Genomic DNA, 20,955 nt, shown 5'->3' with positions numbered 1-20,955 from the left:
CCTATGCGGGAGAAACGAACACGCTTAAGCCAAACCCTCCGCGCCAGTGCATTATGCACTGGCGTTTTTCTCTGCCTGTTGATTGGCTCAGCCAATGCCAACTCTGAGCTAGAGGGAGTGAGCGATGAAATTGCCCGCCAACAATCGCAATTGGCGGCGCACAATAAAAAGCTCAATGCGTTACAAAGCGATCTAAAAGCACAGTCGAAACGCATTGATACCCTGTCTAAAAAAACGCGCCAAGCTCAGCAAACCCTGCAGCAGACTGATGCTCAAATCACGCGCCTAAGCAAAAAGCAAGCGCGACTCAAACAAGAGATGATTGCCCAGCAGGCACAGTTAGCCGAATTGATCGACGCCCAATATCGCCAAGGCGAGCATGATCAGCTCAAACGCCTACTTAGCCAAGAATCACCTACCAAGCTCGACCGACTCACGAAGTATGCTGAAGTGCTAGCAAGCACCATGCAGGAGGCGATCGAATCATTAGCTGCGACCCGCACCGATTATCAACTCACGGCCCACCAGCTCAAACAACAACGTGATAAGCAGGCTAGCTTGGTGGCAGAGTTAACCGAGAAAAAACAAGCACTGGAGCGGGAGCAAGCCTCGCAAAGCCAGACCGCGAAAAAAATCCGGGCCAAAATTGCCAGCGACAATGCTTATTTAGCTGAGCTCAAGACAAATAAGCAACGGCTGCAAGAACAAATTGCCGCGGCCGCGCGCCGTGCACAAGTAAAAATGGCGGGCATTGGAAAAGCCAAAGGCAAACTTCACTGGCCCACCCAAGGGAAGCTGCTCCACCGTTTTGGTGAGCGTCAGTCAGGTGAAGTCTCGTGGAATGGTATCGTAATTGGGGCCAAACGCGGTACCGAGGTCAAAGCGGCGCATGCGGGTAAAGTGGTGCTATCGAGCTGGTTGCGTGGCTATGGCCTATTGATTGCCGTGGACCACGGTAAAGGTGACATGACCTTGTATGGCTACAACCAAGCTTTGCTAAAAGACGTAGGCGATACGGTCACTGCCGGGGAAGCTATCGCCTTGGTCGGTGACAGTGGTGGACAATCCACCCCTTCTCTGTATTTCGAAATTCGCCGTAAAGGCAACACCATCAACCCCGTGCCTTGGCTGGATTAAACACGCCCACCTCATCGGCGGGCGCGTTTGTCATCTAACAGAGCCCATCGCCATGGTTCAACATGGACGCGGCAATCGTGGCATTTAGTTCTGCCAATCGAGGATCACCTTGCCTGATTGGCCTGAGCACATCACATCAAAGCCTTGTTGAAAGTCATCCACGCTGTAGTGATGGGTGATGATCGGGGTTAAATCCAACCCTGATTGGATTAACGACGCCATCTTGTACCAGGTTTCGAACATCTCACGGCCATAGATACCTTTGATCACCAAGCCTTTAAAAATCACTTGGTTCCAATCAATCCCCATATCACTGGGTGGGATCCCAAGCAGCGCTATGTTGCCACCGTGATTCATGGCCGTCAGCATGCTATTAAACGCCGCCGGCACACCAGACATTTCGAGGCCAACATCAAAGCCTTCACTCATCCCCAGCTCTTCCATCACGGATTCCAGCGAGGTATTGGCGACATTGACCGCACGAGTCACCCCCATTTTGCGGGCAAGCTCGAGGCGATACTCGTTCACATCGGTGATCACCACATGACGCGCCCCGACATGGCGCGCCACCGCAGCGGCCATGATCCCAATCGGACCTGCACCGGTGATCAGCACATCCTCGCCCACCAAATCAAACGAGAGCGCGGTGTGGACGGCGTTGCCAAACGGGTCAAAAATCGAGGCTAAGTCATCCGAAATCTCATCGGGGATTTTGAACGCATTATACGCAGGGATCACCAAATACTCGGCAAACGCCCCTTCGCGATTAACCCCCACCCCGACGGTATTACGACATAGGTGGGTACGACCGCCACGGCAGTTCCGGCAGTGCCCACAGGTGATATGGCCCTCACCAGAAACACGGTCACCCAGTGAAAAGCCACGCACTTCTTGACCAATGCCGACGACTTCACCGACATATTCATGGCCGACCACCATAGGAACAGGGATGGTATTTTGTGACCACTCGTCCCACTTATAAATATGCACATCGGTGCCACAGATGGCCGTTTTACGAATTTTGATCAGCAGATCGTTATGCCCCAGCTCAGGAAGCTCGGCCTCCGTCATCCAAATGCCGGGCTCCGCCTTGAGTTTGGCCAAGGCTTTCATGGTTGTTTGTGTCATGACATTACCCAATCAATTTCATCTCTTTGCCCACTTTGATGAAGGCATCAATGGCACGGTCCAGTTGCTCACGCGTATGCGCGGCTGACATCTGGGTACGAATACGTGCTTGCCCTTTGGGCACCACTGGGTAGGAGAAGCCCACCACATAGACACCCTCTTCCATCATCCGCTCGGCAAACTCACTGGCCACTTTGGCATCACCGAGCATCACAGGAATAATGGCATGATCAGCGCCCGCTAAGGTAAAGCCAGCTTCCGTCATGCGTGCACGGAAGTGTTGGCTGTTGTCCCAAAGCTGCTCACGCAAGTGATCACTTTCGGCCAGCATATCCAGTACGCGAATAGAGGCAGATACAATCGCCGGTGCCAGCGAGTTGGAGAAAAGGTAAGGGCGCGAACGTTGACGCAACCAATCAATCACCTCTTTTTTGCCTGAGGTGTAGCCTCCTGACGCGCCGCCCATGGCTTTGCCCAAGGTACCAGTGATGATGTCGACACGATCCATCACTTGATGATATTCGTGGGTGCCTCGACCGTTCTGGCCCATAAAGCCGACCGCGTGAGAGTCATCCACCATCACCAACGCACCATATTGCTCCGCCAGATCGCACACAGCCGGCAAATTCGCTACCACGCCGTCCATCGAGAAGACACCATCAGTCACAATCAAGATATTCGCCACACCGGCCGCTTTCGCCGCTTTTAGCTGGGCTTCCAACTCGTCCATATCGTTGTTGGCATAACGGAAACGCTTGGCTTTACATAAGCGCACGCCATCGATAATCGACGCATGATTTAGCGCATCAGAAATAATGGCATCGTCTGGGCCGAGAATGGTTTCGAATAATCCCGCATTGGCGTCAAAGCATGAGGAATACAGGATGGTATCTTCCATCCCGAGAAAGTCAGATAACTTGGCTTCCAGGGTTTTGTGCGCATCTTGCGTCCCACAAATAAACCGTACCGACGCCATACCAAAGCCGTGCTCATCCATGCCTGCTTTGGCAGCGTCCACCAACTCGGGATGGTTAGCGAGCCCCAAATAGTTATTGGCGCAAAAGTTCAATACCTGCTGTTCATGATTGACGGCCACACTGGCCGCTTGTGGTGAGGTGATAAGGCGTTCACTTTTGTACAAGCCATCAGCTTTAACTTGCTCAAGCTGATGACGGATTTGCTGGTAGAAGGCAGCCGTCATCGCAATCTCCGTGCTGTGATGATTACTTTGGGAAGGCCGCCGCACACATTGTGTACGACGAATGAATGCTTGCTATCATGGCACGTTCGCGCGTTTTGTGCCAATAAGGGGCGCGAGACAGTGATTCATATCGTGTAATCACTGACAAGCTGGGCGAATATCGCGCAATGCCACCACCGCCTAGAGAGATAGCTCAGTTCAATGTGTCCAGCGAGCGTGAGTCTTGGCGAACTAACTGCTGCTCGTAGTGGTCTATTAACGCAGTGATGGCCATTTGTCCCTGTGCCGATGTCAGAGGATGTAACAATGCCAGCATCTGCAAAATACCTTTGTAGATCACCCCTGCATGAATTTGCGTTTGGGGAGCTTGTGCACTTTGATAAAAAATCCAGCTCGACGCCACTTGCTTAAGCGTTTCTCCGACCGCAGACAAAGCACTGTCATTGAGACTCAGCCAACCGGCTTGACGGTAATGATGCAAAATGGTCATCAAGTTGGTTTGTAGCTGTTGCTGCGCCCCAAGATATTTTTGTTGCAGTGCTTCGTCACGACGCAAAATGTCCGGCAAATTGGCGTAAAAAAACCGATAACGCCACATCAAGCTAAAGGTCGCGTCCAAGTAATGCTGCAGCAAGGCTTGGGTATCATCACGAGGCTGACTAGGATCAAAGGCAAGGGCAAGATCTTGTGCGTATTGGTCGAATATACTGTGTATAATCGCTTCTTTATTACGGAAGTGATAGTAAAGGTTGCCCGGGCTAATCCCGAGTTCTGCTGCGATATGGTTGGTGGTGATATTCGGTTCACCATGTTGATTGAATAAAGCCAGTGCAGCATGGATAATTCGGTCTCGGGTTTTCATGTATGGTTCAGTCCTCTGCCCGGTTGATGCTTGACCATACTATCACAGTCAACAGTGATGGCGACGGGGTCTGTCGTCAGATAGAGATGAATTAGGTAACGATATGATTTTTGTGACTGGTGGTGCTGGCATGATTGGCAGCAACTTAGTAAAAGCACTGAACGAGCAAGGCTACCGTGACATCGTGGTGGTCGATAACCTCAAAGACGGCACCAAATTCGTTAACCTGGTTGACCTCGACATCGCGGACTATATGGATAAGGAAGATTTTCTTACCCAAATCATGGCCGGAGAGAACTTCGGCCCTATCGAAGCCATTTTCCACCAAGGCGCTTGCTCAGCGACCACAGAGTGGGACGGCAAATACATGATGCTCAACAACTACGAGTACTCGAAAGAACTGTTGCATTATTGTATTGACCGCGATATCCCCTTTCTCTACGCCTCGTCAGCAGCCACCTATGGCGGCCGCGACAGTAACTTCATTGAAGCGCCAGAGTATGAAGGCGCGCTGAATGTCTATGGGTATTCCAAGCAGCAGTTCGACAACTATGTCCGTCGTGTGCAAGAAGATGCCAAAGCCCATGGCGAGACACTGCCACCGATTACTGGCTTCCGTTATTTTAATGTGTATGGTCCGCGCGAACAGCACAAAGGCAGCATGGCGTCAGTGGCTTATCACCTCAATCAACAAATTCTAAAAGGCGAGAACCCCAAACTTTTTGAGGGCAGTGATACCTTCAAGCGTGACTTTGTCTATGTCGGTGATGTCTGCGCAATGAATATTTGGTTCTGGCAGCAACAGATCAGCGGGATCTACAACTGTGGTACCGGCCGCGCCGAGCCTTTTAGTGCGGTTGCCAATGCGGTGATTAATTTCCACGGTCAAGGAGAGATTGAAGAGATCCCCTTCCCCGACCACCTAAAAGGTCGCTACCAAGCGTACACACAAGCCGATCTGACCAAGGTGCGTGAAGCGGGATACACCGCCTCCTTTAAGACCGTGGCTGAAGGTGTCGCCGCTTACCTAGCCGAAATCAATCGCTAATAAAAGCAATTCGTCCCCCTTGATAGTGGGACGCGAGAAAGAGCAATGACAAAACAGCGACACGATTACGACGCGCACGCGTATAACCCAGAGTTCTCGCGTGCTTACTTAGCGCCTAAATTCTGGGGCACGTGGCTGATGCTACTCATCGCAATGCCTTTCAGCCTTCTGGTGCCGGCGCGCGGTAAGCATCGCTTCGCACAATGGGTGGCGCGCAAACTGGTTAAAAAGAAAAAAGGCACGATCCTTAACGCCTGGCTTAATTTGGAAGCCTGCTTTCCCGAGAAATCCGCGCAAGCACGCGAAGCCATATTAGTCGACACCTTGACCACCGCAGGGGCTTTTTTGCTGAGCTTTCCGCTGATCACCTTGCGCAGTCGCCAGTGGTTTCAACACCACTGTGATGTGACTGGCATGGAACATATCACTCGGCACACTGATAACGACGAAGCGGTGATCCTCTTTGTGCCCCATACTTGGGCCATCGATGCAGCCGCGATTTTATTTGCCTCGCAAGGGCTCCCCGTGGCGGCATTCTCAAAACGACAAAAAAACCCGCTACTAGACTGGCTGATGCATCGCCAACGCGTACAATATGGCGGTAACTGTTATGAGCGCGAAGCAGGGATTAAGCCCTTTATCCGTGCAGTTAAGCGCGGATTTTTGGGATATTACTTGCCCGACGAAGATATGCGAGATGAGAGCAGCGAGTTCGTGCCGTTTTTTGCCACCACCAAAGCGACCTTGCCGAGTCTAGGCAAGTTAAGCAAAGTCACCCGCTCGCATATTGTCCCTGTGCTGTCAGGCTTTGATGCCCAGACGGGTCGGTTCGTCATCGAGATTCACCCTGCGTTTAACGACTTCCCAACGGGAGACAGTTGCATCGACGCACGCATGATGAACCAACAAATAGAAACCATGCTCGACGGTCAGCTGGATCAATACATGTGGATCTTGCAGCTACTTCGTACCCGCGAGGACGGCCGTAATATCTACCAAGAAGCAAAGAGGAAACGGGCATCATGACCAGCGTATTAATCATTGGCCCATCATGGGTCGGCGATATGGTGATGTCGCAGTCTTTGTATAAAACCCTCAAGCAACAGCACCCGGATGCCAAGATTGATGTGATGGCGCCCGCTTGGTGCGCGCCAATTCTCGCGCGCATGCCCGAGGTTAATCGCAGCATTGAAATGCCACTCGGCCATGGCGAATTGGCACTTGGTAAGCGCTACCAACTGGGGAAACGCTTAGCAAAGCACGGTTATGATCGCGCCTACGTGTTACCTAATTCCGCTAAATCCGCACTGATCCCGTGGTTTGCGGGGATCCCGACGCGTACGGGTTGGAAAGGTGAAATGCGTTATGGCTTGCTCAACGACCTGCGTCCCAACAAGAAAGCGTTTCAATACATGGTTGAGCGTTATGTTGCCCTCGGTCACCCGCGCACCGAGATGCAAAGCTCTTCCTCGCTGGGAGGGCTCGACAACCTCCCTAAGCCGGCGCTAGACATCGATCCAGACGCCCAAGCGGCTGTCATCGCCAAACTGGGATTAAACCAAGACAAACCTGTGATTGGTTTATGCCCGGGGGCCGAGTTCGGGCCTGCCAAAAAGTGGCCAGAACAGCACTATGCTGAGGTCGCACGCCAAGCGCATCAACAAGGCTACCAAATTTGGCTTTTTGGCTCGGCGAAAGATGTTGAAACCTGTGAAAAAATTGCCGCTATCGCAGAGCATGCGCCTAATATTCATGTATTGGCAGGCAAAACCAACTTAATCGAAGCCGTCGACCTTTTAGGCGCGTGTCAAACCGTGGTCAGCAATGACTCGGGGTTGATGCACATCGCCGCGGCAGTCAACTGCCAAGTGATAGCCATCTACGGCTCAACATCCCCCGATTACACCCCGCCGCTGACCAGTAAGGTCGATATTGTGCACACGGATATCGAGTGCCGTCCTTGCTTCCAGCGCGAATGTCCCCTAGGGCACTTAAAATGTTTAAACGATCTCGCCCCGAGCCGAGTGTCTTCTTTAATTGAAACGGATAAAGCACCATGAGCAAAGGGAACAAAAAGATTGCCGCCGCACTCATCGTTAAAAACGAAATACATAATATTGAGTCATGCTTACAATCAGTGCACGACTGGGTAGATGAAATTGTGGTGATGGATGCAGGGAGCACAGACAACACACCTGAAATAGCCAAAAAATATACAGATAAAGTTTATATAGCATCTGACTGGCCCGGTTTCGGTAAACAACGCCAGCGTGCTCAGTCTTATGTAGAAAGTGAGTTCATCTTTTGGCTCGATGCCGATGAACAAGTAACGCCTGAACTAAAAGCAAACATCCTAAACGCTATCAATCATGGCCAATCCCACTGCGCCTACTATATAAATAGGCTTTCTAACGCCTTTGGTAAAGAAATCAAATATTCCGGCTGGCATCCAGATTGGATCTGCCGCCTCTATAAAACATCAGAAATGCATTATTCTGACTCACTGGTACATGAGCACGTTGTAGTCCCTGATACACATAAAAAAGTTTATTTAAACGGTGTCCTGCGACATAACACGTTTAATTATCTTCATGAGTATACGGCTAAAACAAATCAATACATTAGACTATGGAGCGATCAGCGAGAAGGGAAAAAATCGTCAAGCGTTTCGAAAGCTGTCGGGCATGCGATCTTTCGGTTTATTAAGATGTATTTCTTTAAAAAAGGATTTTTAGATGGCCGACATGGGTTTATCCTCGCGTTACTCAGTGCCAATGTTGTATTTACGCGTTATGCCGACTTATGGCTGAGAGACTATGTTAAAAAGCAGCGTTAAAATGCACATTTGTCACATCAATCTCGCATCAGGTTTTAGCGGTGGTGAACGTCAAACCCTCACCTTGATCCAGCAACAAGCCCAAATGGGCTATCAGCTCACCGCAGTGGTGAACCCCAAAAGCCCGCTGGTCAACGAACTTCGTGCGATACCTCAATGCCAGATCGTGCTTTGTCCGCACTATACTCGGCGACACGGGCGCTCAATCACCGCAACATGCGATCTGGTCCATGTCCACGAAGGCCGCGCCATTTATTGGGCGTTGCTTCAACACCTATTGCATCGTGTTCCCTACATAGTGACACGCCGCATTGATAACCCTTTAAAGAAAAAGTGGTTATCTCAACTGGCGTACCGCGAAGCCAGCGCGCTGGTCGGTTTGAGTTCGGAGATTATCCATCAACTAGAAAAACGCCACCCTGATGCCAAGTTAGTCAAAATCCCTAGCTCTCCTGTCACCTACCCTGTCTCACAAGATAAGGTTGAGCAAATCAAAGCGCACTTTCGTGGGAAGTTCTTGGTGCTTCATGCCGCCAATATGTATGCGCATAAAGGCTTTGATGTCACGATTGAAGCTGCACGGTTACTGGCTGACACATCACCTAACATTCAGTTTTGCTTACTCGGTGACGGCAAAGAGCGAGCGTCACTAGAGGCGCAAGCCCAAGGGATCACGAATGTGCAGTTTATAGGTAAACAAACTAATATGGGAGATTGGTTCGCGGCGGCCGATTTGCTTATCCACCCTTCTTATACAGAGGGATTGGGATCAGTTATTTTAGAAGCGATGGCAGCAGGGCTACCCGTGATAGGCGCTCGAGCCGGCGGGATCCCTGATATCATTACAGATGGTATTTCTGGACTACTTATCGAAGTTGGAGCCAGCAGCCAATTAGCAAAATTTATCACAAATATTGCCACTGATACCGCTTTTAGAGATCACCTTATTACTGGCAGTCTCGAACAAGCGAAAACTTTCGATGTCAGTCAAACCGCCTTGACCTACCAAACTCTGTATCAAAAAGTAAAGGACGAATCTTAGCTTGACAGCCCAGCAACCATAAAGGTTTGGGTTATAGAGGATCGGTAAAAATTGTCCCAATGTTTGTCTCACCAAATCTTCAACAGGACCTAACTTGTGCGCTGGATATATACACTCTTACTCACGCTTGCCGCCCCTTTTTTGCTTATTGGGCTGTACCGTAAACGGCCTGGTAAGCCTTCTGTTGGCGAGCGATGGCGTGAGCACTTTGGCGGTACGCCCAACGTAGACGGTCAGCCTATTTGGCTCCATGCGGTGTCGGTGGGGGAAGTTCTCGCGGCAAAGCCGGTGATCAGCGCGCTGCAACAAGCCTATCCAGACGTGCCGATCTTGGTCACCACCACTACCGCCACCGGCGCAGAGCAGGCCAGGCGTCTTGATGGGATCATACACCGCTATATGCCGGTTGATTTTCCATTTGCGGTAAAAGGCTTTCTCCGCGCGGTGTCACCACGGGTGTGCGTGATCATGGAAACTGAGCTTTGGCCGAATACCTTGCATCATGTGGGTCGAGCGGGCATTCCCATTACGGTTATCAACGCCCGGCTTTCTCAAAAAGCTTGCCAACGCTATCAGAAAATCGCACCGCTCTTTCAAGCCATGAGTAAACATATCGACTTAATCGTTTGTCAGCATCAAAACGACCAAGCGCGCTTTGCAAGCCTCGGTGTCGCTGACGACAAGCTTGCGGTGGCTGGCTCGGTGAAATTTGATATTAAAGCCGTGGATCCGGCGTTGGGTGCCACACTTCGCCAAGCGCGCGGTGATCGCCCTTGCTGGATAGGTGCCAGTACTCACGCGGGAGAAGACGCCACCTTGCTCGCCGCTCACAGTGTACTACTGCGCGATTACCCAGACGCGCTACTGATACTGGTCCCTCGCCACCCTGAACGTTTTGATGATGTTGCCCAGCTAGTGGCTAGCCAAGGCCTCAGTGTGCAACGACGCACCGAGGGTGAGCCGCTGGCACTCAGTACTCAAGTTTATCTTGGCGACACCATGGGAGAGATGATGACCTACCTTGCTGGCGCAGATGTGGTAGTGATGGCGGGCAGTTTTCTGGGTACCAAAGTGGGTGGGCATAACCTGCTTGAACCCGCGGCGTTAGGCAAGCCCCTTTTAACAGGCCCAAGCTATTATAATTTCCAAGTGATTGGTGATGCTCTGATTGACGCTGGCGCCCTACAGGTGTGTAACGACAGCCAAGATCTCGCTGCCAAAATCGGGGCTTTTTTCAGTGCACCCGCCCTTGCCGCACAAGCCGGCAACGCTGGGCTCTCTGTGGTAGAGCAAAATCGCGGCGCGGTCGAGCGCACTTTGCAGGCGATCGCGCCCTGGCTTAATCATCCACGCTAGTGCTACTTGCGGATATGGTTGTAGCCTTTTAATACGGCAGCCCAATCCTCGGGTTGCCAACGGATCTGACGCTTCTCTTTTTCTTTTTTAAACGAGCGATGAAGGCGGGCAAGGTTATCCTCTTTCCACTGTTCGCCATCGCGCTGTTGGCACTTATCGAAGTCAATCAGCCACAGCTTTCCTTTTCTATCACGCAGGATGTTGTGGATATTCAGATCGGTATGGCACACGCCTGCGTCGTGTAGGCGGCGAACCAAACGACCAATGGCACGATAATCATGGGCAAGTAAGCTATTTTCACTCAAGATAGCGACCAGATCGCGTGCACCTGGAATTTTCTCCACCAAGATATCAGCACGATAGGTACGGCCGTTTTTTACCGCGCGTGCAGCGACAGGACGAGGCACAGGCATTTTTTTCTCGCGAAGATAGGCCAGTAAGTTGAGCTCAGCGCCACAACGGGTCGCCTCCCACCCTTGAAACCAATACTGATCCTTCACGAATTTACCGAACAAACCACCGCGATAGTAATGACGTAACGCCATCTCCATTTTCGGCCCTCGGATAAAGAACGTGGTACCGCGCCCTTTGGCTGAACCGGTGACAGCGGCTTGCTGGTGCCAAAAATGAATATCAAAATACTGGCGAGGGTCGCCCTCCACTAAAGCCGGATCGTACCAAATACACTCGTTTTCGCGTTGCTCTACTTCTATACTCACGGTTTTTCCTGTTTGCGCACTCACGCTAGCGCACATTAGTGTACCTTGCTCGTCAATGGATTCACAGGCGATACCTCACGGGACCGTAAGAACAATGCGTGATGGACAAGGATTTGATAACCTCTTTCCAGATCAACGTTTTTAAGGAAAAGCTCGTGACACACAAACAGCATACACGCGTGATTTACCCAGGCACATTTGATCCCATCACGAATGGTCATTTGGACCTGATTGAGCGGGCAGCAAGGATGTTTGATGATGTGATTGTAGGGATTGCGGCTAGCCCAAGCAAAAAACCATTGTTCGATCTGGATGAGCGAGTGGCACTCACGCAAGCGGTTACCGCGCACCTTCCCAATGTCTCTGTGGTTGGGTTTTCAGGGTTGCTGGTCAATTTTGCCAAACAGTACCAAGCCAATATTCTGGTGCGCGGTTTGCGTGCGGTCTCCGACTTTGAGTATGAATTCCAACTCGCCAATATGAATCGTCGACTGATGCCCGCACTGGAAAGCGTCTTTCTGACTCCGTCAGAGGAGCATTCGTTTATTTCGTCTACCTTGGTCAAAGAGGTCGCGTTGCACGGCGGTGATACCAGTGAGTTTGTCGCGCCTAGCGTGCTAACGGCCTTACAAGAAAAGCTGCAAGGCAAGACGTCGTCATAAGGGCTGGCATTGTGGGCAAAAGACAGTTGCCCGCTGGCCGATGACTATGCGCTCAAGGGTCGTGTCACAGGCTGGACACGGCTCACCCGACTTTCCGTAAACGCGTAGCGCTTGAGCAAAGTAACCGGCCTTCCCGTCTACCTGCGTAAAGTCTTTTAGCGTCGTACCGCCTTGCGTGATCGCCGCGGCCAACACCGTTTTTATCTCATCCACCAGCGCCGTCGCTTCTGTTTGCGTCAGGCTACCGGCAGGACGTTTAGGGTGGATACCAGCACAAAACAGCGATTCATTGGCGTAAATATTCCCCACGCCCACCACGACGGCGTTGTCCATAATAAAGCTTTTCATCGCCATTTTTTTGCCTGCCGCCTTGTCCAGCAAATAATCTGAATTGAACGCATCGGTGAGTGGTTCAGGGCCGAGCTTTCCCAACACGGGATGCGGCAAATCTCCCTCCTGCCACAACCAGGCGCCAAAACGCCGCGGATCGTGGTAACGAATTAAGCGACCATTGCTGAGTGTCACATCAACATGATCATGCTTTTCCGGTGCCAGTGACGTGGGCAGCACCCGCAAACTGCCTGACATCCCCAAATGCACAATCGCAGTACCGACATCCGTCTCCAATAAAAGATACTTGGCGCGACGCGTGACGCGACGTATCACCTGGCCTTTCAACTGTTGTAACGTTTCGGGAATGGGCCAGCGTAGCTTGGGCTGACGAATGGTAATCTCGGTGACCGTTTGCCCTTCGACATACGGCATGATACCTAAACGGCTTACTTCTACTTCAGGTAACTCGGGCATAACACAGCTCTTAATATTTACGACTTTGATAGCGGGAAAAGATACCGACTATCCACTGACACAGCTAACCATTGGCCGTGTTCGTTTTGCATCAACCAAAACTGAGGTTGTTGATAATAGGTAATGCGAATGGGCTCTTGGTCGGGGCTGCGAGTAAGCTCCAACGTACGGGGAGAGGTTAATTGGGGTCGCAGCGACTGCAAGGTGGTGTCATCGATTTGTGTCCCAGTCAGCCCCAACCAGCGCTGAGCGAGCTCTGTCGGACTAATTACCAGGGGTTTATCCGATTGCCACCCCTCTAACGTACGCGTCAGTGTTAAATGGGAGAACCGCAACGACAGCACTTCACTGCGCGATTCAACCAGCGCGATTACCCCCTCAGGCGTCGCCCGTGCTTGGCGCTGATGGCGCAAATAATCTGGCAGCAGCATTAAGCCAAAAAAAACCACCACTGAGAAAATCAGGATGTTATTCCATGTCTGCCGCTTTAGCTTCATGTCGGTTCACCTGAGGACGTTACGCGTGTCCTCCGCAGTATAACCGCAAATGCGGCCAGATTTTAGTTATAAAAAAACCCAGCCGAAGCTGGGTCTTTCTCAAAGCGTCGATCAATTTACTTGATTTTGGCTTCTTTATACATAACGTGCTTGCGAACTACAGGATCAAATTTTTTGATCTCGAATTTGCTAGGCATGTTACGTTTGTTCTTGTCTGTGGTGTAGAAGTGACCAGTACCTGCAGAGGATACTAGACGAATCTTCTCACGAACGCCGTTTTTAGCCATTCTCTAATTCCTCTTATACGTTCTCACCGCGGGCACGCATTTCTGTAAGTACAGAATCAATGCCTTTTTTGTCGATGATGCGCATACCTTTAGTAGATAGACGCAGTTTAACGAAGCGTTTTTCGCTTTCTACCCAGAAACGATGAGTTTGCAGGTTCGGCAGAAAACGACGCTTGGTGGCGTTATTAGCGTGAGAGCGGTTGTTACCAACTACAGGACGCTTGCCAGTTACTTGGCATACTCGTGACATGAAAGTCTCTCCAAAATCGTTTCGGCTCGATATCAACCTTGTCCGCCAGTCCTGCATCGTTAAGGCCAGGTCGAAGGTCAAGGCTATCAAAGGTGGCGCATTATACTAACTGAATTCACATTGCTCAAGTCCCGAGCAGATCCTTTTATGCGCTTTTTGATCGTTTTTTTCGCCAATGGCGATCCTTAAGGGGATAACAACCAACCTCGTTCGGCGAACGATACCACATCTCCGTCCCCAATCACTAGGTGATCAAGCACGCGAACATCCACTAATGACAAGGCATTGGCAATTCTATCGGTAATATGTCGGTCTGCCTGGCTCGGCTCTGCCACGCCCGATGGGTGGTTATGGGCCAAAATCAGTGCAGCGGCATGCAATTCGAGCGCGCGGCGGACAATTTCTCGTGGGTAAACACTCGCCGCATTGTGCGTGCCTTCAAAAAGTTGCTCATCGGCGATCACGCGATGCTGATTATCGAGAAATAAAACGTAAAAGGCCTCGCGAGGCCGGTCGCGCAGTAACGTCGAGAGATAACGGCGAGTATGGTCCGGGCTGGTCAGTGCGTCAGTTTTGCTTAAGGTTTCTTTTAAATAGCGCCGGCTCAGCTCAAGCACAGCTTGAAGTTGGGCATATTTGGCGCTACCCAGTCCTTTTCGCTGACAAAACGCCCCTTGGTCGGCGCCCATCAGCGCCCGGAGCGAGCCAAAATCCTGCAACAGGTGGTCAGCCAGCGCTACCGCACTCATCCCTGTGACGCCGGTGCGTAGAAAAATCGCCAACAGCTCGGCGTCCGATAAGCTTTCCGCCCCTCGCGCTAATAAACGCTCTCTGGGTCGACAGTCTTGCGGCAAGGTTTTTAGGCTCATGGTGATCCCTCTTCAACGTTGCCGCCAGTTAAAGTAAGCCTCTTTCACGCCGCAATAGCTTTTCCATGTAACTGCGGCGCGCTCGTGGTTTTATCATGTGCTACCGTCAATGCTTTCAGCCACGCGCTAGCCATATCACATCCAACGCACGTCACACCCCATACGGATTCATGCGCTCAAACAAGCTTTTTGCACTAAGGATTATGGTATGGTTTCGTCATTGTCGTTCAAACACACAGAGCATTATGGCCAATAGTTCACAGCAGCCAGCCCAGACGCTGGCCGGTAAACGTATTCTGCTTGGCATGGGTGGCGGGATTGCCGCATATAAGTGTGCCGATCTCACCCGCCGCCTCATCGAGCGTGGGGCCACCGTCAAGGTGGTGATGACCCATGCCGCAAAAGAGTTTATTACGCCATTGACCATGCAAGCCGTTTCTGGGCATCCCGTGTCTGATAGCTTGCTCGACCCGGCTGCCGAGGCCTCAATGGGACACATTGAACTGGCTAAATGGGCGGATCTCGTGCTGATTGCCCCGGCAACTGCCGATTTGATTGCCCGGATCCACGCAGGCATGGGCAATGATTTGCTCACCACCGTATGCTTGGCCACCGATGCGCCTCTGGCGATTGCGCCAGCAATGAACCAGCAAATGTACCGCGCCCAAGCCACTCAGGCGAACTTACGTGGACTGCGTGCACGCGGCTGCTTGATATGGGGCCCCGCCAGTGGCGCGCAAGCTTGCGGCGATGTGGGCCTTGGGCGCATGCTCGAGCCGCTGGCCTTAGTGGCGGAATGCGAACGTTGGGCCGGCCCTAAACCGCTTTCAGGCAAGCGCGTGATGATTACCGCCGGCCCTACCCGCGAAGCCTTAGACCCTGTTCGTTATCTCTCTAACCATAGTTCAGGGAAAATGGGCTATGCCCTCGCCGAGGCGGCAGCCAGTTTAGGGGCCGACGTCACCTTAGTCTCTGGCCCGGTTGCGCTGTCAGCGCCAGCAGGAATCACGCGTATTGATGTCACCAGCGCCCAACAGATGCATGATGCGGTGCATGAGCGCATCACCGACCAAGATATTTTTATCGGCTGTGCCGCGGTCGCGGACTACCGTCCACAGCACATCGCCGAACAGAAGATGAAAAAGCAAGTGGATAAAGACGCGATGACCGTCACCATGGTAAAAAATCCCGATATTATTGCTTCGGTAGCGGGCTTAACGTCACATCGTCCATTTACGGTCGGCTTTGCCGCCGAAACCCAAGATGTCGCGACCTACGCGCGTGACAAGCTGGCGCGCAAAAAGCTTGATATGATTTGTGCTAACGATGTGTCTCAATCCGATCAAGGCTTTAACAGCGACCGCAATGCCTTACATCTGTTCTGGCCTGGCGGCGATCAGGCGCTGCCCGTCGAGGAAAAACGCTTATTAGCGCGCAATGTCATGGCACACATTCACGCGCGCTATTTACAACAAACCTGTCAGAAGCAACCCTGAACCACACAATACAAACAGCTTATATTGAGCAAAAATACAAGTTCAAAAGCGTGCGCCATGGCCACGCTTTTTGCTTTTAATACAGAGACCTCGTCGCTAAGATAGGAGGAAAGACTCACACTGGGCGGCACCTCTCCATGATGCCTCCTTTACTGGTCGCCAGTGTGATAGATAAAAAGACAAAGGAATCGCACCCATGGCAGCCCCAAAAAAAAGTAATCGCCGCGAAGAGATCCTCCAAGCGCTCGCGCAGATGCTGGAGTCAACCCAAGGCAGCCAACGCATCACCACGGCCAAACTCGCCGAACAAGTCGGGGTGTCTGAGGCGGCACTCTATCGCCACTTCCCCAGTAAAGCGCGGATGTTTGAGGGGTTAATCGAATTTATTGAAGATTCACTGTTATCCCGCATCAACCTGATCATTGAGGAAGAAAAGGACACCTTGGTGCGCCTCAAACTGATCTTGCAATTATTGCTGGCCTTTGGTGAGCGCAACCCGGGGCTCACGCGCATTATGACAGGTCATGCATTGATGTTTGAGCAAGATAGGTTGCAAGCGCGTATCAACCAGCTGTTTGAGCGCGTCGAGGCACAGCTTAAGCAAGTACTGCGCGAGCGTCGTTTACGTGAGGGAAAAGGGTTTCCATTGGATGAGGCGGTGCTTGCCAGCCAATTGATTAGCCAAGTGGAAGGCGGCTTTTGTCGCTACGTACGCTCGTCATTTAAACAGCTGCCGACCGCCAATTTCGAGCAATACTGGCAACTACTCACCAATCAACTGCAGTGAATAGCAGTGCAACGAGCGTAGTGCAGCTGGCGCACTCAAGCCAGCCAGCTGCACACCTGTAACTTAAATCCCGTCGCTCGCCTGGTACGCTTTCACCGCCTCTAGATGAGCCGGATCCGCTTGGCTTTGCTCCAAATAGGCGACCAAGTCCGACAAGCTAATGATAGAAACCACCTGACAATCGAAGTCACGCTCCACTTCTTGAATCGCCGACAGCTCACTTTGACCACGCTCTTGGCGGTCAATTGCCACCAACACCCCAGCAAGCTGCGCCCCTTGCGCTTGAATCAGTGTCATTGACTCGCGAATGGCAGTGCCTGCGGTTATCACATCATCCACCAACATCACACGGCCACTCAGCGCGCTGCCGACCAAGTTGCCGCCCTCACCATGGTCTTTGGCTTCTTTACGGTTGAAACAATAAGGCGTATCCACATTATGGTGCGCAGCAAGTGCTACCGCGGTGGTGGTCGCAATCGGGATCCCTTTGTACGCAGGACCAAACAAAACATCGTAATCAATCCCTGCATCCATCAACGCGGCCGCATAAAATTCACCCAGTTTTGCCAAGTCACGCCCGGTGTTAAACAAGCCGGCGTTAAAAAAGTACGGACTTTTCCGCCCTGATTTAAGCGTAAACTCGCCAAACTTTAATGCCTCTCGCTCAAGGGCAAACTCAATAAACTGGCGCTGATAGGCTTTCATTCGTTCCTCTCTTGGTTGTCTTGGTGACACGCCACATGTCACCCGGGGTCGGATAGATAAAAAAATAGCCCCCGATGTGGGAGCTATTCAATCTGTTATGCGTCGGCGAGTGCCGATTTTTGCGCGACGACAATGTCATCAATGCCCTTACTGGCCAACGCGAGCATCGCGTTTAGCTCATCGGGGGTAAACGGCTCCGCTTCGGCGGTGCCCTGCACCTCAATCATGCGGCCATCTTCGAGCATCACCACATTCATATCGGTATCGGCCGCCGAGTCTTCCACGTATTCCAGATCGCAAATTGGCGTTTGCTGATAAATGCCCACTGATACAGCAGCCACATGCCCACGCATCGGGTTAGCCGCAAGCTTGCCCTCGCGTACCAGCGCGTTAAGCGCGTCCGCCAGTGCTACACTCGCCCCCGAAATGGACGCCGTGCGCGTGCCGCCGTCGGCTTGAATCACGTCACAGTCAACGGTAATGGTGCGCTCACCCAGTGCTTTTAAATCGACCGCGGCGCGCAAACTGCGGCCAATCAAACGTTGAATTTCGACGGTACGGCCACCTTGTTTACCGCTGGACGCTTCACGACGGTTACGGGTGTGGGTTGCACGTGGCAACATGCCATACTCGGCAGTCACCCAACCTTGGCCCTTGCCTTTTAAAAAGCGCGGCACGCCCTCTTCAATCGTGGCGTTACAAATCACCTTGGTATCACCAAAGCACACCAACACAGAGCCTTCTGCGTGGGCCGTAAAACCTCGGGTAAAGCTAACGGGACGAATTTGGTCGAGTGCTCTTCCACTTGGGCGCATGCAAGTTACCTTATTGACTGACAGAATGTGGGCGCGATTATACGTGTTTCTCCGCCCGCTTGCGATCCCTGTCCGCCCGACAGACCAAGACAGCTGACGACAGGGGCGCGGATGCGTATAATCTTTGCCATTCACCTTCAGCACACAAGAGCAGGTACACATGATCCACAGTATGACCGCCTACGCCCGACAAGAACTCAAGGGCGATTGGGGCAACGCGGTTTGGGAAATCCGCTCCGTTAACCAGCGCTATCTCGAAACCTACATTCGCATGCCTGAGCAGCTACGTAGCCTTGAGCCTGTGGTACGCGAGCGTTTCCGCAAGCGCCTAGCCCGCGGAAAAGTGGAATGCAACCTGCGCTTTGATACCTCACAAGCCAGCCAAGATAAGCTCACCATCAATGAAGCCTTGGCCAAGCAAGTGATTCACGCCGCCAAATGGGTGAAAGAGACCGCGGGTGAAGGCAACATCAATCCGTTTCAAGTCCTGAACTGGCCAGGCGTGATGGAAGCGCCGGAGCAAGACACCGACGAGCTACACCGCGCCTTATTAGCTGGTCTTGATGAAGCACTCGATGCCTTTATCGCCGCACGTGCCAGCGAAGGCGAGAACATGAAAGCCCTGATTGAGCAGCGACTCGATGCCATTAGCGCCGAAGTGATCAAAGTGCGTGAAAAGATGCCCACCGTGATTGAGTGGCAGCGTGAACGTTTAACCACACGCTTAGAAGAAGCACAAGTGGAACTCGATCCAGCCCGCGTTGAGCAAGAAATGGTGATGCTGGCGCAAAAAGTCGACGTCGCAGAAGAGCTTGACCGCTTGGACTCACACGTTTCAGAAGCACATAAAATCCTCAAAAAAGGCGGCGCCTGCGGCCGACGCTTGGACTTTATGATGCAAGAGTTCAACCGCGAAGCCAACACCCTCGCCTCCAAATCAATCAGCACCGAAATCACCGCCTCCGGCGTCGAGCTCAAAGTGCTTATCGAGCAAATGCGCGAGCAGATCCAGAATATCGAATGATGTTTATCAGTGTTCGCTGATGTCATTAAAGTCATAATAATCAAATGTTTATTTATTTTTGACGGTCATGGTGTTCGTGTAAGCTCTGCCTAGTTTGGGTAGTAGTGGGTAGTAGATTGGGGAGTATTTTCTCGCTATATTGTAGCGGCGAAATTGTACTCCCCAATTTTTAAGGCAGAGCAATGGGCAAGCTATACGATAAAACCGTAAAGAAACTTATCCGAGAAAAGCCAGCTGTTCGGCATGCCGACGGTAACGGCCTCTACCTAATGACACCAAAGCGCGGCGATGCCTACTGGATGCTGCGTTACACCACACCGGCCACAAAGCTCCGGCGGGAATACACCATCGGCAAGGTGGAAGACTGGTCACTGGCAGATGCTCGTGATGAGGCGGCGAAACTGAGGTTGGCGATCAAGCGTGAGGGTGCTGATCCGGTTCAGGAGCGGCACAAGGTCAACCAAAACCCCTTCAAAACGCTTAATGATCTTTACGCCGACTACTACGCGCTTCGCAAACGAGAGATCGCGTCTCACCAAAAAGAAAAGAGCCTGTACGAGCGTGAGGTAGCCTGGCGTATTGGCAAGTTGGAGCTGGAAAAGATCCGTCCTGTCGATATCAGTGAAATCCTGCGCGACGTGGCCAATGGCTATGACGACAAAAAGGCCCGCCCGACACTCTCAAATGATTTGATGCGCCTGCTGAGGAACCTGTTTGATCATGGCATCAAACTGGACGTCACCAGGTTCAATCCAGCCTCGCCATTCCGCCCCAGGGATGCCGGTGGGGAGGAGAAGGCCGCCAACTACCCAATGAGTGAAGACGAAGTCACCGAATTCTTCTCCAAACTCCGGTTAATTCCAGCGCAGTTCAGTCGTGAAAACTACCTGGCCTGTGCTTTGTTGATTGCGACTTGTACGAGAAAGATGGAATTGCTGGCCGCGCCTTGGTCAGAATTCGATCTGGAAAACCGTATTTGGTACCTGCCCGAAGAGAGGACAAAAAAAAGAAGAGCCATCGATATTCCTTTGGCAGAACCGGCAGTGGAATGGCTAAATGAACTGAAGATGCGCTCATGCGGCAGTGAGTGGGTCTTCCCAGCCCGCAGGATCAGCAAAAAGGCCCGGACTCCGCACGTATGCGAAAACACGCTGAACCACGCACTTAAAAAACTTTTTGAGGACAATTTCTTCTCATTTGATACCCGCCGCGTGCACGATCTGCGTGGCACGGCCCGAACGAAGCTAGGCAAGCTCGGTTTCGACGACAACCTAGCCCAACGATGTCTAAATCAGTTGCCTGGCAACCGGACGGACCAGGTTTATAACAAGCATGCGTATTTTGAAGAGCGAAGAGCGGCTCACGAGGCGCTCTGTGACTGGCTTGCCCCCATCGTCAAGGGTGAGATTAGTTCTGGAGAGTAAAGG

At 51.9% G+C, this 20,955-nt stretch carries 23 protein-coding genes; 12 read left to right on the top strand and 11 right to left on the bottom strand.

Annotation, left to right across the window (positions count from 1 at the left end):
- Positions 1 to 3 precede the first annotated feature (3 nt).
- Complete coding sequence (locus EHW56_RS09695; protein WP_152795903.1) at positions 4 to 1,137, top strand: peptidoglycan DD-metalloendopeptidase family protein; 1,134 nt, start codon at positions 4 to 6, stop codon at positions 1,135 to 1,137.
- Positions 1,138 to 1,221: 84 nt separating this feature from the next.
- Here EHW56_RS09695 and tdh read toward each other — a convergent pair whose 3' ends face one another.
- The 3 genes from tdh to EHW56_RS09680 all read right to left on the bottom strand — a co-directional run bounded on the left by tdh (position 1,222) and on the right by EHW56_RS09680 (position 4,328).
- Positions 1,222 to 2,250 (bottom strand): L-threonine 3-dehydrogenase, encoded by a 1,029-nt coding sequence (gene tdh, locus EHW56_RS09690; RefSeq protein ID WP_100297960.1) that lies wholly within the window; start codon positions 2,248 to 2,250, stop codon positions 1,222 to 1,224.
- A gap of 19 nt (positions 2,251 to 2,269) precedes the next feature.
- Positions 2,270 to 3,466, bottom strand: coding sequence for a glycine C-acetyltransferase (locus tag EHW56_RS09685; protein WP_046074709.1), 1,197 nt, complete (start codon positions 3,464 to 3,466; stop codon positions 2,270 to 2,272).
- A gap of 193 nt (positions 3,467 to 3,659) precedes the next feature.
- Complete coding sequence (locus tag EHW56_RS09680; protein WP_046074708.1) at positions 3,660 to 4,328, bottom strand: TetR/AcrR family transcriptional regulator; 669 nt, start codon at positions 4,326 to 4,328, stop codon at positions 3,660 to 3,662.
- 103 nt (positions 4,329 to 4,431) lie between these two features.
- On the opposite strand from EHW56_RS09680, the gene rfaD reads away from it, so the two are divergent.
- The 6 genes from rfaD (at position 4,432) to waaA (ending at position 10,610) form a co-directional block, all read left to right on the top strand.
- Entirely contained in the window at positions 4,432 to 5,376 is a 945-nt protein-coding gene (gene rfaD / locus EHW56_RS09675; protein ID WP_152795905.1) for an ADP-glyceromanno-heptose 6-epimerase, read from the top strand.
- A 45-nt stretch (positions 5,377 to 5,421) separates the two neighbouring features.
- A complete protein-coding gene (lpxM, locus tag EHW56_RS09670; protein WP_152795907.1) occupies positions 5,422 to 6,402 on the top strand; it encodes a lauroyl-Kdo(2)-lipid IV(A) myristoyltransferase in 981 nt (326 codons plus the stop codon).
- Positions 6,399 to 7,436, top strand: coding sequence for a lipopolysaccharide heptosyltransferase II (gene waaF / locus EHW56_RS09665; RefSeq protein ID WP_152795909.1), 1,038 nt, complete (start codon positions 6,399 to 6,401; stop codon positions 7,434 to 7,436). The genes lpxM and waaF overlap by 4 nt, the downstream gene beginning before the upstream one ends.
- Positions 7,433 to 8,212: a glycosyltransferase family 2 protein gene (locus tag EHW56_RS09660; RefSeq protein WP_152795911.1), complete on the top strand. Its 780-nt coding sequence runs from the start codon at positions 7,433 to 7,435 to the stop codon at positions 8,210 to 8,212. Before waaF ends, EHW56_RS09660 begins: the two co-directional genes overlap by 4 nt.
- A 1-nt stretch (position 8,213) precedes the next feature.
- Positions 8,214 to 9,254, top strand: coding sequence for a glycosyltransferase family 4 protein (locus tag EHW56_RS09655; RefSeq protein WP_152795913.1), 1,041 nt, complete (start codon positions 8,214 to 8,216; stop codon positions 9,252 to 9,254).
- Positions 9,255 to 9,350: 96 nt separating this feature from the next.
- Positions 9,351 to 10,610: a lipid IV(A) 3-deoxy-D-manno-octulosonic acid transferase gene (gene waaA, locus EHW56_RS09650; protein ID WP_172970013.1), complete on the top strand. Its 1,260-nt coding sequence runs from the start codon at positions 9,351 to 9,353 to the stop codon at positions 10,608 to 10,610.
- Between the two features lie 2 nt (positions 10,611 to 10,612).
- Here the strand turns inward: waaA and EHW56_RS09645 are convergent, their stop codons facing one another.
- Complete coding sequence (locus EHW56_RS09645; RefSeq protein ID WP_241828666.1) at positions 10,613 to 11,323, bottom strand: 3-deoxy-D-manno-octulosonic acid kinase; 711 nt, start codon at positions 11,321 to 11,323, stop codon at positions 10,613 to 10,615.
- A gap of 119 nt (positions 11,324 to 11,442) precedes the next feature.
- Between EHW56_RS09645 and coaD the strand changes: the two genes are divergently transcribed.
- Positions 11,443 to 11,991, top strand: a complete 549-nt coding sequence (coaD, locus tag EHW56_RS09640) for a pantetheine-phosphate adenylyltransferase (RefSeq protein ID WP_370517151.1) — start codon at positions 11,443 to 11,445, stop codon at positions 11,989 to 11,991.
- On the opposite strand, the gene mutM is transcribed toward coaD, so the two are convergent.
- The 5 genes from mutM to radC all read right to left on the bottom strand — a co-directional run bounded on the left by mutM (position 11,986) and on the right by radC (position 14,701).
- Positions 11,986 to 12,798 (bottom strand): bifunctional DNA-formamidopyrimidine glycosylase/DNA-(apurinic or apyrimidinic site) lyase, encoded by an 813-nt coding sequence (gene mutM, locus EHW56_RS09635; protein WP_152795915.1) that lies wholly within the window; start codon positions 12,796 to 12,798, stop codon positions 11,986 to 11,988. The two genes, coaD and mutM, sit on opposite strands and share 6 nt — an antisense overlap.
- Before the next feature lie 17 nt (positions 12,799 to 12,815).
- Entirely contained in the window at positions 12,816 to 13,295 is a 480-nt protein-coding gene (locus EHW56_RS09630; protein ID WP_046074697.1) for a hypothetical protein, read from the bottom strand.
- Between the two features lie 116 nt (positions 13,296 to 13,411).
- Complete coding sequence (rpmG, locus tag EHW56_RS09625) at positions 13,412 to 13,582, bottom strand: 50S ribosomal protein L33 (RefSeq protein ID WP_046074696.1); 171 nt, start codon at positions 13,580 to 13,582, stop codon at positions 13,412 to 13,414.
- A gap of 13 nt (positions 13,583 to 13,595) precedes the next feature.
- Positions 13,596 to 13,832: a 50S ribosomal protein L28 gene (gene rpmB / locus EHW56_RS09620; RefSeq protein ID WP_046074695.1), complete on the bottom strand. Its 237-nt coding sequence runs from the start codon at positions 13,830 to 13,832 to the stop codon at positions 13,596 to 13,598.
- A 185-nt stretch (positions 13,833 to 14,017) separates the two neighbouring features.
- Positions 14,018 to 14,701: a DNA repair protein RadC gene (gene radC / locus EHW56_RS09615; RefSeq protein ID WP_046074694.1), complete on the bottom strand. Its 684-nt coding sequence runs from the start codon at positions 14,699 to 14,701 to the stop codon at positions 14,018 to 14,020.
- Between the two features lie 245 nt (positions 14,702 to 14,946).
- Between radC and coaBC the strand changes: the two genes are divergently transcribed.
- Entirely contained in the window at positions 14,947 to 16,197 is a 1,251-nt protein-coding gene (gene coaBC, locus EHW56_RS09610; RefSeq protein WP_152795917.1) for a bifunctional phosphopantothenoylcysteine decarboxylase/phosphopantothenate--cysteine ligase CoaBC, read from the top strand.
- Between the two features lie 196 nt (positions 16,198 to 16,393).
- On the top strand, positions 16,394 to 16,984 hold the full coding sequence (gene slmA / locus EHW56_RS09605) for a nucleoid occlusion factor SlmA (protein WP_077578225.1): 591 nt from the start codon (positions 16,394 to 16,396) through the stop codon (positions 16,982 to 16,984).
- A gap of 63 nt (positions 16,985 to 17,047) precedes the next feature.
- Here slmA and pyrE read toward each other — a convergent pair whose 3' ends face one another.
- Together pyrE and rph are read right to left on the bottom strand one after the other, a co-directional pair.
- A complete protein-coding gene (gene pyrE / locus EHW56_RS09600) occupies positions 17,048 to 17,689 on the bottom strand; it encodes an orotate phosphoribosyltransferase (protein ID WP_152795919.1) in 642 nt (213 codons plus the stop codon).
- Between the two features lie 95 nt (positions 17,690 to 17,784).
- Positions 17,785 to 18,504: a ribonuclease PH gene (gene rph, locus EHW56_RS09595; RefSeq protein ID WP_069361927.1), complete on the bottom strand. Its 720-nt coding sequence runs from the start codon at positions 18,502 to 18,504 to the stop codon at positions 17,785 to 17,787.
- 160 nt (positions 18,505 to 18,664) lie between these two features.
- Here rph and EHW56_RS09590 point away from each other — a divergent pair, with 160 nt between their 5' ends.
- Together EHW56_RS09590 and EHW56_RS09585 are read left to right on the top strand one after the other, a co-directional pair.
- Complete coding sequence (locus EHW56_RS09590; RefSeq protein ID WP_069361928.1) at positions 18,665 to 19,528, top strand: YicC/YloC family endoribonuclease; 864 nt, start codon at positions 18,665 to 18,667, stop codon at positions 19,526 to 19,528.
- A 182-nt stretch (positions 19,529 to 19,710) separates the two neighbouring features.
- Positions 19,711 to 20,952, top strand: a complete 1,242-nt coding sequence (locus EHW56_RS09585) for a site-specific integrase (RefSeq protein WP_152800423.1) — start codon at positions 19,711 to 19,713, stop codon at positions 20,950 to 20,952.
- The last annotated feature ends 3 nt before the right edge of the window (positions 20,953 to 20,955 follow it).

It is taken from the genome of Salinivibrio sp. VGrn1, from assembly GCF_009377995.1.
Classification (GTDB): Bacteria; Pseudomonadota; Gammaproteobacteria; order Enterobacterales; family Vibrionaceae; genus Salinivibrio; species Salinivibrio siamensis.
This window is presented reverse-complemented; position numbering and strand designations above follow the sequence as displayed.